This is a genomic window from Phyllobacterium sp. LjRoot231, from assembly GCF_964253365.1.
Taxonomy (GTDB): Bacteria; Pseudomonadota; Alphaproteobacteria; order Rhizobiales; family Rhizobiaceae; genus Phyllobacterium.
The window spans coordinates 1,591,153-1,606,642 of the sequence record NZ_CAXUQT020000001.1 but is presented as its reverse complement, the minus strand read 5'-3'; the positions used below and the strand labels follow the sequence as shown (position 1 = coordinate 1,606,642).

The following is a 15,490-nucleotide window of genomic DNA, read 5'->3' as shown; positions in this document are numbered from 1 at the left end:
CCCCTCTCGCGCCAACCGCCGAGTGCATCTATAGTCGCCAAATCAAGGCGCATGACGTGCCGCTCCTCCATATGCGGATCACGTCATGGCTATTATCGATGTTGGCAAGGATTTCCAGTTCGGTGGCGACTTCGCCCAGGCAAATAAGCCGGAAACCCCAGCCCTCCCGCAATCCACCTCCGCGCCGATCGGCAACGCCAACGACCGCGATTTCAATGACGTTGTAAACACCGTGATCGCCGAAGCCGGCGGCGAAGGTCCGGAGGGCATGGCCGCTGTTGCGTCGGTCATCAAGAACCGCGCCGCGACGCGCAATCAGGGCATTGGTGACGTTGTCCGCGCTCCCAAGCAGTTCGAGGGTTATGAAAACCCCGGCGAAGGCTCGCGGCTTGCACAGCAGGATCCGGCGGTGCGTTCGCAGGCAGAGCAGATCGTGCGCGGCATTCTCGACGGCTCGATGCCTGACCCTACCGGCGGCGCTGATCACTTCAAGAACGACAGCGCCAACCCGGATTGGGCGGCAAAGATGCCAGCCGTTGCTCGAATCGGCAAACAGACGTTCTACAATTCCGGCGTAACCGCTGGCGAGCCGTCACAGGCACCGGCGGCGAAAGCGATCGAGAACCAGCTGGGTCTTGGTCAAGAGCCTCAACCTGACAGCCGTCGTGGCCTTGCGCGCCTTGTGCCCCCAGACCCAGAGCCGAAATATGAAGGCACGGGCGGCGCGCTGCACTTCAACCACCCCGATCAGGACAAGCTCAATCCTGCTTTTAATGCCATCCTGAAAGATACGTCCAAGGCATTGGGCATGGATTTCACGATCACGTCCGGCTATCGCTCGCCACAGCACCCCATAGAGGCCGCAAAGGAAAAGCCAGGCGAGCACGCCCTTGGCGAAGCTGCCGATATCGATCTGCGCGGCATGAATGATCAGCAACGCGCTGCGCTGGTGCAAGATTTGCGCGCCCGTGGTGTGAAGCGCTTTGGCACGTATTCCGACTCGCCAAATATGTTGCACGTCGATCTGAAGGACCAAACCGGCAAGGGTGGCGACTGGTTCATGCACGATCGCACCGCGCGGCTTATGAACAAAGCCCCGGCATGGTTTCAGCAAGTCGCGCAGGGCAAAGCACCGACTGCAGTGAGCAGCAAGTCATCCGGCAAGGCTATCGAGGTCGGCGCCGACTTCGTTCCCCAAAATCCGATGGGGCTCATCATCGATGAGGACAATCCGTTCGGTATTCAGCAGCCAGAGCCCGAAGCACCAGCACCCGCTCCGGATGCGGCACAACCTGACGCGACTAATCCGATGCTCCAGCAGCTCGAGGCGAAAGAGCCCGGCCGCTACAAGGAGATGACGCAGGAAGAGTACGGCGCGTTCAAGAAGGATTTCGACGCCAAGCAGCCTTGGCTCATAACCGACATGACCAACTATGTCGTGGGCGGCGCGTTCAAGGGGATTAGCGCCCTTGTTCGTACTGCCGGTCAAGCCGCGAATATCGTGGGCGGTCCCACCGTCACGGACATAATCAACCCGATCTTCGGGACGAATTACGAACCCAGCAACGGTCTGACGATGCCGGCCGACTGGTTGTATAAGTTCGGCGACGAAGTGCAAAATAATCCGGTCGGCGTTTCGGCCGCGACACGCGAGGCCGTCGCCAACACGAACCTCAGTGGCGATATCTTGAAACCGTCGACATGGTCGCTCGGCGAAAAACCAAGCGCGCGCGGATTTATGGCACTTGGCCTCGATATATTTGGTCAGATGCTTCCCATCGTTGCCGGTGCCGCGCTGTCGGGTGGCAGTACCACCGTCGGTATGGCGCTGGGCGGTGCTCAAGGCGGTGGCTCTGCCGAACAGACGGCGCGTGAAACAATCGATGAAATGGCGAAGCAGCCCGGCATGCTCGAAAGGGAGTCGGCCTATTACCGCGAGCAGATCGCCGCTGGTAAGACCCGCCGACAGGCGATCGACGCGACGAAGGAAGCCGCTGGTAAATCTGCGTTCATGTGGGATTTCCCGGTGTCCGCATTGGGCGGTGCAATGACTACGAAGCTCATCCACCCCGCTTCGCATTTGTTCGAAGGTGGAAGGATCGCCACCCGCGTTGCTGGTCGTGCCGTTGCATCGGGCTTTGAGGAAGGTTCGCAGGAAGTAGGCGAAACCATCGCCACTCGCCACGGCGTCAATGAAGGCGTTGGTACCGATCTCGATCTTACCGAGGGCACGTTCTCCGACTTCGTGCTCGGCGCGCTTGGCGGTGCCGTCCCCGGCGCTGGCGGTGGTCTGTTGAGCAAGCGTGCCGAACACGGCGCGGCAGAGGATCATTCGGCGGAAGAGCCCGCGACACCCGAGGCTCCTAAAGGCCCGCTGGCCCGTGCCGCTGAATATGGCGCGCAGCAGAACGTCCAGAAGTTCACCGTGAACGATGGGCCAATCGGTGACTCGGGACCGGGTGCGTTCAACGGTCAGACCGTGACGCTGGCTCCGGATCAGACCGGCGTATCCACGAACATGCGCCGTGTCGTGCTTCCGGACGGCCGCACGACGGTAATGGGCAACAATCTTCTGGGCTCGCAAAGCCCGCGGCCTTTGCCTGCCAAGAATGCGGCACCCGATGGTGCTCCCAAGCCAGGTGCAACGGTTCGCGTTGATGCGCCCGGCGTGGATCCGTTCATGGGCCGCATCGACAGCTATCAGGATGGCGAAGCACAGGTCATTGATTCCAGCACTGGCGAGGTAATGCAGATCCCGGTTGCCAGTCTGACCCAGATTGCAGCGCCGCCGGAAGAGATCGTGGCGAAGGAGAAAGCCGCGAAGGAAGAAGCAGCTGCACCGGCAGAGCGCCCGATCATCACTCAGGGCATGCGCTCCCAGATCGAGGGTATGGGCTACACACCCGAAGCCATTCGGAAGATGACGCCGGAACAAGCCGACGACATCCTGAAGAACAACAAGCCAGCCGTCACTGAACAGACCATGCCGGCAGCGGAACCCGTTGGAGGCGAGCGCAAATCGACGCTCCCGCCGGAATCGGATCAGATAAAGGCCGCATCGCGTCCGCAAGGCCCGCCCATGGCTGGCGAGCGTGTCATCGTCCAGGCGCCGGGAGTTGAACGCTTCAGCGGTCGCATTGAGCGCTGGGAAGATGGCGAGAAAGGTCCGGAGGCCGTTGTCACCAACGAGGCCGGCACCGAAATGCAGGTTTCGGTTGATGACATGTATGTCACCAAGGAAACCGCCAAACAGGCCGAACAGGAGGCTTTGAAGAACGATCCGCCCGTTGAGCGCGAAAAGATCGCGCCCGCGCCAGAGAACCGCACGGTGGGCGGCAAACAGATGGTTATGCCCGATGCGCTCCACGCGCAGCTGTTCGACCTCGGCAAAGAGCGCATTACGTCCAAGCGCTTGCTCGGCACGTCGGCGCTCGATCTGGACCGTGCATTCCCCGCGAAGCAGGGCGAGCTCGCTGACAAGTTCGGTGTGACGCCTGAAACGCTCGGCAAGCTCGCAGACGATTACCGGTACCGCGTCGAGCGTGCTGCGAAGGAATCGCGCTCCGATCTGCCCGTGAACATGCACGAACTCAATGCCGAGCGCCTGAAAACCGCCCGCGCAGAGCGTACAGCATCCGATCCGTTGCCGATCGATGAAGCGGCAGAGGCCGCAAAGCAGGCGAAACAGTCGCTCGCAACCTGGTGGGACAGCGAACTGAATGACGATCAGCGGAAGGACATACTGGCGAAAGCCGGTGTGAAGCGTTCCGAGAAGTTCATTTGGAAGAACCACAAGCCGAACATTCAGGCCAAGCTTGCCAAGTACCGCGCCGCTGCACCCGTGGAGAAAGCCAAGACCGTAGGGGATATGACCTACGGAGACGCTGGTCTGTTCTCCAGCCTTCTCATGGACGGTGTAGCGGTTAAGGACGATAACGGCGACTACACCGGCGAGACTGCGATCAATCTGACGGACGAGGAGAAAGATCGGCTGCGCGGCTACGGCGTCAATATTGCCGGTGACGGCATGGCTAGAATTAGCAGCACAGATACGCAGAAGATTACCGCGCTCCGCGACAAAAACTGGACAACCGAAGAAAAGGCCGAAGGGGTACCGAAAACTGGTACCCCCGCAGATCAAACGTTCGAAGAGCAATTGAAGGGGATTCGGGAAGCCGCCAAGGATGCTGGACTGGATCCGGACGCTACAGCAGCTGAATGGATTGCTGATCGTGAAGCGGGCAAGGCGAGCGAGCAGGAAGCGGCTACGCGTAGTGCGATAATTGCAGAGCAGGATGCAAGGCGCAAAGCCCGGAAGAATGGAGTCACCGCGCCGATTGATATCGCTGCGCATGAAGCGGCTACCTCGCCCCAAAACGACCGTCCAGAGCCATCGCAGGCGCAGAAGGAAGCCGGGAACTACAAGCTTGGTCATGTCAGCCTGGGCGGCATGGATATCTCGATCGAGAACCCGGCCGGATCGGAGCGTAAGGGCGTCGACTCCAAGGGTAAGGCTTGGGCTGTCAAAATGAAGAGCCATTACGGCTACTTCAAAGGCACCATTGGCCGTGACAAGGATCACATTGACACCTTCGTTAAGCCCGGTACCGAAACACTGACCGATGCGTCGCCTATCTTCGTTGTCGATCAGCAAAGCCCGAACGGCACGTTTGACGAACACAAGGTCATGACCGGCTATGCCAACGAGGTCGAGGCCCGCGTTGCGTACAACGAGAACTACGCCAAGGGCTGGAAAGGCATGGGCGACGTCACAGCGACCACGCTAGGCGATTTCAAGCGCTGGTTGAGCAATGGCGACACGACGAAGCCGTTTGCGCCCCAGAGCGAGGCTGCGACGGTTGCGGAAGCACCGCAGGGTAAACAATCCGCTCCCGTTCAGCGTAAAAGTGTACCCCAGATCGAAGAATTTGACGGTATGCACGATATCGTCAAGCGGAAGAACGTTGTTGCGAAATGGCTGAATGACCTTCGCGACGAGGATTATAACAAGCTCGCGAAAGCCTATGGCGGTCCTGATGCCTTAGCCCGTGAACTTGGCAATTCATCCAATCCAGTGAAACTGCGCGAGCAGATGGCGTCAGAACTCGACGCTCTTGGCACGGTAAGCCTCGACAACCATCCCTTCTCGGAGCTTTGGAATGGTCCGGACGATGCGATACAAGACGCACTTTCTCGCCTTGCCAGCCAAGTAAAAGGTGGAGATCAGCGCCTTGAAGATGAGGTAGCGCGTGCCGGCACAGATGCGGAATTGCTCGCAGTGGCGGACTCCGTCTTCGGCACTGGCGGTGCCACAGGCCGCAAGTACATGCTCGAAACTCGCCCCGGTCCCAAGGCCACGATTATTCTCGATACCGACGACGGGCCACAGAGACATGTTCTTGAAGGCAAGCGACTTGCGGACGCGTTGCGCAAGACGTTCAATTTCCGGATGGTGGAAAAGGCCCCGCCAACGCCAGATGCACCGAAACCAACAGCCAAGAAGAAGGCAAAGGCGAAACTCCCGCCCCTCTTCGATCGACTGGAAAACTATTTCCAGCCAGGCCGGATCGTTCAGGGCTACGGCGGTCTTGATAAGGTTATCGGATTCGAGCGTGACGGCGATCGCTGGAAGGTTCGCGTCATCGCCGTGGACGCCGATGGTGTGCCGCTGAAAGATGCACGCGAGCGTGTTCACGCCACCCAGCCAGACACCCGCGAGTTGGTAAAATGGGAGCGCGATAATCCCGTTCCAGTTGATCAAAAAGCCGATACGGTTGTCGCAAAGCCCGATACGGTCGCCTCCAAAGCCGATTCAGTTGACCAGCAGCCAGATATTGCGGCATCGCCGGTACCGGCGGATTGGGGCTCGACAAACAAGCTTGTGTCGCGCGATCGCGCCGACGAGGTCCGCGCAAAACTCCGCGCGAAGCTGAATGGTCAGATTTCATCCGGCATCGATCCGGAGATTTTGGCGCTCGGTACCGAACTCGCTGCGTTCCACATCGAGGCCGGTGCGCGCCGCTTTGCTGACTTCGCCAAAGCCGTCGCGCTCGACATGGGTGTGACCGTAGAAAAAGTTCGACCATTTTTGCGCGCATGGTATAACGGCGCTCGGGATCTGATGGAGGACTCCGGCATAGACATTGCCGGTACCGACGATGCAGAGGCCGTCAAGACCGCACTCGCCGCGCTGAAAGAGGAACCGGCAAATGGCAAATCTGCAAAATTGGGTGGAGCTGGCTCGGCAGCACTGGAAGGAATTCCTTCCGAACCGGTACAAGGAACTGAAGGAAGGCGGGATACTGGAAGAGAGTCTCCAGTACGCGGCGAACCAGACCTATTTGGAAGTGAGCCAGCTGGAGGACAGCGGGTTCCAACCGGACGAGGCGTGGCAGATGGTGCGCGAGGAGTATCTACTTCTGAGGCCGGAAGATCAGCCAGCGAAGCCGGCACAGGGCGCGTCACTGACGCACCAGATGAGGGACGCAGTTCGAAGCGGCCAGCGGACGATGCCAATCAGGTAGATGCGTCTCAGTCGGTCGCGACACCAGCGGCAGACCGACCAGTTGATTATACCATTTCCGATGCCGACGAACTCGGCCAGGGTGGCGCGAAATCCAAATTCCGGAACAATGTTGCAGCCGTCAAGCTGTTGCGCACACTCGAATCCGAGAACCGTCCAGCGACGCGCGACGAACAGTCCGTGCTCGCCAAATGGGTTGGCTGGGGTGGCCTGCGCGCTGCGTTTGCCCGCGAGGACGGTACGGTCAACAAAGGCTGGGAAAAGGAAGCGTCCGAACTCAAGGAGCTGCTGACACCCGAAGAATTCAGAGCCGCGGAATCTTCCACCCGAAACGCACACTACACCTCGCCAGAAGTTGTCGAGGCCATGTGGCGCATTGCGCAGCGTCTCGGCTTCCAAGGTGGTCAGGTGCTTGAACCTTCGGTTGGTGCTGGTAACTTCCTCGGCTTGATGCCCGGCGCGTTGCGCGATGGTGCCATGGTGACCGGCGTAGAGCTGGATCACATCACGGGTGGCATTGCGAAAAACCTCTATCCCGCTGCGAACATCCAAGCCCCTGTAGGCTTCCAAGAACTATCGGTACCGGATGGACACTTTGACCTTGCGATCGGCAATCCGCCTTTCGGAAGCGAGCGCCTTTATGACAAGGCCCGGCGCGCGCTCAACAAGTTCAGCATTCACAACTTCTTCTTTGCGAAGAGCGTCGATGCGCTGAAGCCAAACGGCGTGTTGGCGATGGTCGTAACGAACGCGTTCCTTGACGGTGCAGACGCCAAGGCCCGCCAGTACATCAGCGATCGCGCGAACCTGCTTGGCGCTATCCGCCTGCCTAACAATGCGTTCCTGAAAAACGCTGGTACCGAAGTGACCACGGATATCATTCTGCTGCAAAAGCGGCTAGATGGTGAGGCTTCGAGCGATGCGTCGTGGGTGAACGTCGGCACGTTCAAAGACAAGGAAGGCCGCACCCTCCCGCTCAATGACTATTTCACAAAGCATCCGGACATGATGCTGGGTGACTTCGGCGGTTACGGCTCCATGTATCGCGCCGATGAGCCTGCGCTGGTTGCACGTCCCGGCGAGGACTTGGCCCAGCTGCTCGACCAGGCTATCGGAAAACTGCCGGACGGCGTGATGGAAGCGCCTGGTGCGCCCGTAGCGGTGGAGACTGTCGAAGTTCCGGACACCGTTGATACGGCACAGCCCGGCTCCATGTTCCTATCGCCAGACGGCACGGTTCACATTCGCGGCGCGGATTCGCTGGGTAAGGCGCAATCCAGCGTTGTGGATCTCGGCAGTGATAAGGCGAAAGAGCGCGTTGCGGCTATGATCCGCATCCGCGATGCCTTTGCACGGCTGCGCCGCGCGCAGATCGATGAGAACGCCACCGATGCCAAGCTCACCAATCTGCGCAAACGCCTCAATGAGTTCTACGACGCGTTGTTGAAAAAGCATGGGCCCATCAATTCCGACGCTAACCGCCGGTTGTTCCGTGACGATCCGACATGGCCGCAAATCTCGGCGCTTGAAGAGGGTTACGACAAGGGTATCAGCGCCGCCGTCGCCAAGGCCACGGGCGAGACAGCACGCGGTCCCTCGGCTCGCAAGGCACCAATCTTCACAAAGCGGACCCAAGAGCCCTATCGTCTGCCGACCACCGCCACATCCGCCAAGGATGCGCTGGCGACGGTGCTTGCCGATCGCGGCCATGTCGATCTCGACGCAATGTCGAAGCTCTACGGCAAGTCCGCTGACGCGATCGTGAAAGAGCTTGGTCCGCTGGTCTACAAGACGCCGGCAGGCTCTTATACCACGGCAGACGATTACCTTTCGGGGAACGTGAAGCAGAAGCTGGCGGAGGCCCAGCGCGCGGCGGAAATTGATCCGGACTATCGCCGCAACGTCGCGGCGCTTCGTGACGTCATCCCGGCCGACATCGAGCCAGTCGATATCGACGTGAAACCCGGTGCGCCATGGTTGCCCGCGAACCACGTCGCTGACTTCGTTGATCTGATCACGGACGCCAGCGGCGCTCGCGCGTTCTTTTCGAAGGCGAATGCAAAATGGGTGGTCGAGGCTAAACGTCCGACCGAAGCCGCAGCTGCACAATATGGCACCGATCGCACCAGTGTGCAGGCTGTGCTCGATGCCGCGATGAATGGTCAGGCGATCACTGTTCGCGACACGCACCGCGACGGCACCTCGACGGTCAACCAGGCCGCGACCGATGCGGCCAATGAGAAGCTTGAGCGTGTCAAGGCAGAGTGGAAGAAGTGGCTTTGGACGGACGATGCGCGCCGCGAGCAACTCAGCCGGTTGTACAACGATACGTTCAACACCGATGTTCTCCGCACCTTTGACGGCTCGCACCTTTCGCTGCCGGGCAAGGTTGGTAACAAGATTATCGAATTGAAGCCCAACCAGATCAACTTTGTCTGGCGCACGCTGCAGTCCGGTACCGCGCTTGCGGATCACACCGTCGGCGCTGGTAAAACCTTCGCGCTGATTGCCTCGATCATGGAGAAGAGGCGCATCGGTCAGGCGAAGAAGCCTATGCTAACCGTGCCGAACCATCTTGTCGGGCAGTGGGCCGCAGATTTCATCAGGCTCTATCCCGGCGCAAAGGTGCTTGCCGCCACCAAGAAGGATTTCGAGGCCGAGAACCGCAAGCGACTGTTCGCTCGAGTAGCAACAGGTGATTGGGATGTGGTGATCGTTGCGCACTCGTCATTCGGCAAGATTGGCGTCACTCCGGAGTTTGAGGCGAAGTTCATCCAGGAGCAGGTTGCCGACATGGAGGCTTCGATTGGCGCATTGCGTGAAGCCACGGGCGAAAAGAGCCGAAACGTCGGTGCGCTGTCGAAAGCACGCGACACCTTGGTTGCGAAACTTCAGCGCCTTCTTGACGCCGGACGAAAGGACGATGGCCTGTATTTCGATGAGCTGGGTGTCGATGCACTCTATGTCGACGAGTTTCACGAATTCAAAAACCTCGCCTTCAGCACGTCGATGCAGCGTGTCGCTGGTTTAGGAAACGCCGCCGGTAGCCAGAAGGCCGCTGATATGTACCAGAAGATCGCGATCGTGCTTGAGCGCACGGGCGGTCAGAACGTCGTGACGGCTACCGGCACGCCGCTGTCGAACACGATGGCGGAAATGTTCACGCTACAGCGCTACCTCGACAAGAAGGCGCTCAAAGACCTTGGGGTCTCGCATTTCGACGCATGGGCGCGGGTGTTCGGCGACGTGGTGACGGATTGGGAGCTATCGCCATCCGGTCAGTACAAACTCAACAGCCGGTTTGCCCGCTTCGTGAACATGCCTGAATTGATGCAGCGGTATTTGAGCTTCGCCGACGTTATCAACAATGACGATATCAAGGCTGCGCTCGCCGCCAAGGGACAGAAATTTGCACTGCCGAGGGTGAAGGGCGGCAAGCCGCAGAACGTCGTCGTTGAGCGCTCAAACGATCAAGCCAGGTTCATTGGCGAAGGCACTACGGACAAAGACGGTGTTCTGTCGTTCCCCTCCGGCTCGCTGGTTTACCGCGCCGAAAACCTGCCGAAGAAGGCGGAAAAGGGCGGCGACAATATGCTCAAGGTCATGTCCGACGCGCGTAAGGCCGCGCTCGATATGCGCCTGATCGATCCATCCTATCCCGATAGGCCCGGCTCCAAGGTCCATATTGCAGCCGACAACATCAAGCGCATCTATGACGCGTGGAACGAGAAGAAGGGCACGCAGCTTGTGTTCATCGATCTTTCCACCCCACAGAAGGCCAAAGCGAAGGAAGCGGCCGCTATCCGCGAACTGATGCGGAAAGCAGAGACAGGCGACGAGGCGGCGCAGACCAAGCTCGACAACATGTCGCCGGATGAGTTCGATGCGCTGGAAAGCAAGTTCAGTGTCTATGACGATCTGAAAGAGAAGTTGATCCGCCGCGGCGTGCCTGAGAACGAAATCGCCTTCATCCATGACGCCAACACTGATCTTCAGAAGGAAGAGCTGTTCGGCAAAGTCCGGTCGGGGCGGATTCGCGTGTTGCTCGGCTCCACGCCGAAGATGGGTGCCGGTACCAACGTTCAGAACAGGCTTGTGGCGCTGCATCACCTCGATGCCCCGTGGCGTCCTTCCGATCTTGAACAGCGTGACGGTCGCGGCATCCGCCAGGGTAACGATCTTTATGGCGAGGATCCGGACGGCTTTGAAATCGAGATCCTGCGCTATGCGACCAAGAACACGCTCGATGCGCGCCAGTGGCAGACCATCGAAGGCAAGGCCCGTTTCATCCAGCAGATGCGCAAAGGCGGAATCAAGACCCGCGAAGTAGAAGACATTGCTGGTGAAGCTGCCAACTCAGCCGAGATGAAAGCAGCCGCATCCGGCAATCCGCTGATCCTTGAAGAAATGGACCTTCGACAGAAGGTGCGCAAGTTGGAAGGTCAGTCGGCAGAGCACGACCGTGAGCAACATCGCCTTGTTCGCCGCACCCGTGAAATGCGGGAAGAGAAGCAGAGCCTCACGAAGCAAATGGTGTCTGCATTGAAAGACGCCGCCACGGCCACGGAAGCCGCGAAGCAACCATTCTCGGCTGTTGTCCAGGGTGAAACGTTCGAGAAGCAGAAGGAATTTGGCGCTGCGCTGGTTGCCGCCGGTCGCGCCATGCTGAAGGACAAGACAGAAGAGGTGAAACTTGGCAAGTATGCCGGGTTTGATTTGACGATGGTGCATGACCACACCAGCACGTTCACGATCAACATCGATGGCGCCGATCTGCATGAAGTCGTCATCAAGGATATCGAGGAAGCCGACGCGCTCGGTACCGCGATGAAAATCCTCAACACGGTTCGCCGGTTGCCAGACGCACCGCTTCAAATTGAGGACCGCATTTCCGATATCGACAAGTCTATCCCAGCATTGGAAAAGCAGATTGGTCCGTGGTCCGGAGCGGATCAACTTACCGAATCGTCGCAACGTCACCGGGAAGTGCTCGACCAGCTGAAGCCCAAGCCAAAGCCAGCCTCAGCGCCAGCAACCGAAGCACCGAAAGGCGCAGAGCCTTCCTTGGCCGGTTGGGACACCGTAGATGGTGGAACCGTCGAGCGGCCAGCGCTAGACGAAGCCGCGCAGCAGGAAATCCGCGATATCATCAAGGAAGTTTCCGGCCTCTCCGATGTAGCGTTCACCCAGCGCATTGACTTGCCGAATGGTGCGCCTGGTTGGGGCAATGACGCGCCGACCACAGCCGCTGGTTTCTATGATCCTTCCAAGGATGCCATCACCATAGCGCTCGATAGCGGCTCCGCCCGCGTAGCGTTCCATGAGGCGTTTCACAGACTGCAGCGTCTATTCCTCACCAGCAAGGACCGGAACGTGCTGAAGGCCGAAGTGGGCCGGTTGCGCCGCATCGTGTCGGGCGCGCTCGGCCGTGAGGCGCAGGCCGCGAACATGAGCCAGAAGGAGCTTGAAGCGGAAGCGTTCGCGATCTACGCCGCCGGAAAGGCCACCATCAAGCCACACGTTGCCGTCAGGGCGTTGTGGGACCGAATTGCCACGCTCGTACGCCGCGTGCGCAATCTACTCGTTGGGCGCGGCTTCCAGACCGCAGAGGATGTGTTCGATCGTGCCAGAAGCGGCGAAACAAGCCGGGGCAACGCTGGTGCAGACAGCCAGGCATTTTCGAAATGGTTTGGCCAAAGCAAGGTTGTCGATAATTCTGGTAAGCCACTTGTGGTTTATCATGGGTCGAACAACGACATTGAAGCTTTTGAGCCGGGGCATGGAGAAGCCGGTCGCGGTCTATATTTTTCGGCTGACCCTAAGCTTGCCGGCATTTTCAGCAGTAAGAACAAATCGACTGACGGGAGTGGACGCTCTGTTTATCCGGTGTACCTCCGGATCGAGAATCCGCTCGTTGTAAAGGGGCCGGGATTTGTTGAGAAGGTCAAAGCGCGCCTCAATGGAAAGCGCGTTAGTAACCGTGGTGAAAAGTCTGCCTATCTCGATAATCGGCGCATAGCAGAGTTGAAGGCGCAGGGATACGACGGGATTGTCAACGAGGGTGTGAACGAAATAGTCGCCTTCGATCCGACGCAGATCAAGTCCGTCAACAATCGCGGCACCTTCGATCCGAACGATTCCCGCATTAGCTATTCCATTGCCGAAAGCAGGATCGCCACCATCACTCAGGAGAAGGTGATTGATGAGGTTCGCGGCAAGCTGACCGATATTCAGCCGAAACTCCTGAAGGCGGTACCGCTGAATTACTTCACGGAACTGGCACAGCCCAACATGACGGCGGTGGATGATTACCTGCGCACCAAGCGCGCCCTTGACGCCTATCGTGGTCACAAACAGGCAGATGCCGATACCATCGCAAAGCGCTGGTTGAAATACGTCCGTGTAGGGCTCAAGAGCAACACGACCAAGGCGGCGGAACTGGCCGACATGATGCACACCGCGACGCTCGCTGGTGTCGATCCTGCCAAGACTGACGAAGAGAACACCTCACATCCGCGCTACCAGGCATTGCGTAAACAGTTCATAGCGATGGCTCCCGCTGCGCGTGAACTCTACATCGAGGTGCGCGAAGCCTATAAGGCGCAAGCCGCAGAACTGGACAAGATACTGCTCGACAACGTGCGGAAGGCACATGAGATCACTCAGCGTAAGGCGGAAGCCGCGCACCGCGAAGAGATTGAGCGCATCGAGCAAACCCGCATGTCGCCATCGGCACGCCAGCAAGCACTGGAAGATGCTGAAAAGGCATATGTTGGAGCTTCGACGCGCGCTGGTTGGTCGATGAAAGCCCGGCTTACCAAGATGCGCGTTGCCTTCGAAGCAAGCCGAGTCCAGGAGCCATACTTCCCGCTGGCACGCCATGGGCGGTATTTCGTCACCGTCCGCGACGTTGACGGCACCGTCTTGTCGTTCTCGCGCCGTGAGAATGCCGCCGATCGGAACCGTCTCGCCAAGGAAATGCGCGAATCGTACCCCAACGCCAAGGTGGATACTGGTGTCATGGAAAGCGGCTCCGAAATCCGTCAGGCCATGGACCCGCGCATTCTTGCCGAGATCCAGACCATCCTCGGCGGTACCGGGCTTGACGGCTCGACCATGAACACGGTGCTCGATCAGATTTGGCAACGGTACCTTGAAACCATGCCGGACCTCTCGACGCGCAAGAAGTTCATTCATCGTAAGGGCACCGCTGGTTTCGATGGTGATGCGCTGCGCGCCTTCGGTTCCCACATGTTCCATGCCGCTCACCAGATGGGCCGCTTGAAGTATGGCATGGAGCTTCAGGAACTTACCAACAACGCCGCCGATCAGGCCAGAAAGGCAGACAATCCGGATGCGGGCATGACGCTGGCAAACGAGTTGAAGAACCGCCACGATTGGGTGATGAACCCCATGGGCGGTCAAGTGGCGCAGATCATGTCGAGCACCGCCTTCGTATGGTATCTCGCAGCGTCACCCGCTTCTGCCCTCGTCAACATGACCCAGACGCCTATGCTTGGCATCCCCATGCTTGCCGGCAGGTTCGGCAGCTTCACCAATGCCGCCGCGGCGATCGCAAAGGCTTCGCTGGATAGCGTCAGGGGCAAGGGTTCGGTCACAGATGCGAACCTCACTCCGGACGAGAAGAACGCCATGCAAGCGTTCTACAACAGCGGCATGATCGACAAGACACAGGCTCACGATTTGGCGGGTGTCGGCGAAACTGGCGTGGACTACTCGGTATGGCGTTCCAAGGTGATGGGCGTCCTGTCTTGGGCGTTCCACAAGACAGAGGTTTGGAACCGCGAGGTGACTGCTCTTGCCGCCTATCGCATGGCTCGATCCGCTGGTCAGAACCAGACCGACGCCATCAATACGGCGCATGATCTGACATGGAAAACGCACTTCGACTATTCCAACTCGAACCGCCCTGCCATCATGCAGAACGATTTTATGAAGGTGGTTTTAACGTTCAGAACCCATAATATTAATATGCTGTACCGGGTAACGCGGGATCTGCACCAGGCATTCAAAGGGGCTACGCCGGCAGCGCGTAAGGAAGCTCGCTACCAGCTCGCTGGTGTGTTCGGCATGATGTCACTGCTCGGTGGTGTCACGGGCGTCATGGGCTTCAACATCGCAATGATGATCGCTGGTGCGATATTCGGCGACGATGACGATCCGCTGGGCTTTGAGCAGGAGTTCCGCAAATCGGCAACGGACATACTCGGTCCCGAGCTGGCGGGTGTCGTGCTCAATGGCGCACCCGGTCATTATCTCGGTGTCGATCTGACCAGCCGCATCGGCATGCCCGATCTTTGGTTCCGTTCGCCACCACGCGAGCTGCAAGGCCAGGGCGAGTATCAGTATTGGGTCATGAACACGCTTGGTGCCACCGTTGGCATGGGCGGCAACATGTGGAACGGCTTCAGCCTGATCAAACAGGGAGAGGTTGCACGCGGTATTGAAGCGGCAGCACCGAAGGTCGTAAAAGACCTGATGAAATCCTATCGCTATGCGACTGAGGGTGTCCAGAACATCGGCGGCGACGAGGTACTTGCGCAATCCGAGATGGACCCGTGGGACTTCATTGCGCAGGCAGTTGGTTTCACCCCGGCGAAGGTGACTGAAACCTATGATCGCAACTCCGCACTGAAAAATGCAGAGGCGCGTGTTCTCGACAAGCGGCGTGCCCTCATGAACGCTTATGCGCTGGCTGCAACGATGCACGATGACGAAGGCAAGGCGGAAGTGATGGAGAAGATCAAGCGCTTCAATGCTGTCCCGATCAACCGTCCCCTCGCTATCGGCGCCGACACCCTGCATCAGTCGCTGAAAACGCGGGCACGCAACGCGGCGAAGCGTGAGGACGGCGCTCTGATCGCGAATCCGCGCCTCGGAAAGATGTTGAGGGAGCGCTTGCCGGAACGCATAAACTAGGAAGAGTGGGGCTTTTGCTCCATTCTT

The 15,490-nt window shown here is 58.9% G+C and carries 1 protein-coding gene; it reads left to right on the top strand.

Going from position 1 to position 15,490, the window contains the following annotated elements; translation table 11 throughout:
• The first annotated feature begins 85 nt into the window (after positions 1-85).
• Entirely contained in the window at positions 86-15,463 is a 15,378-nt protein-coding gene (locus tag ACSQ3H_RS07805) for a PLxRFG domain-containing protein (protein WP_436116518.1), read from the top strand.
• The last annotated feature ends 27 nt before the right edge of the window (positions 15,464-15,490 follow it).

Coding starts and splice junctions, on each gene's coding strand:
- ACSQ3H_RS07805 (WP_436116518.1), top strand. CDS start 86: ATGGCTATTATCGATGTTGGCAAGGATTTCCAGTTCGGTGGCGACTTC.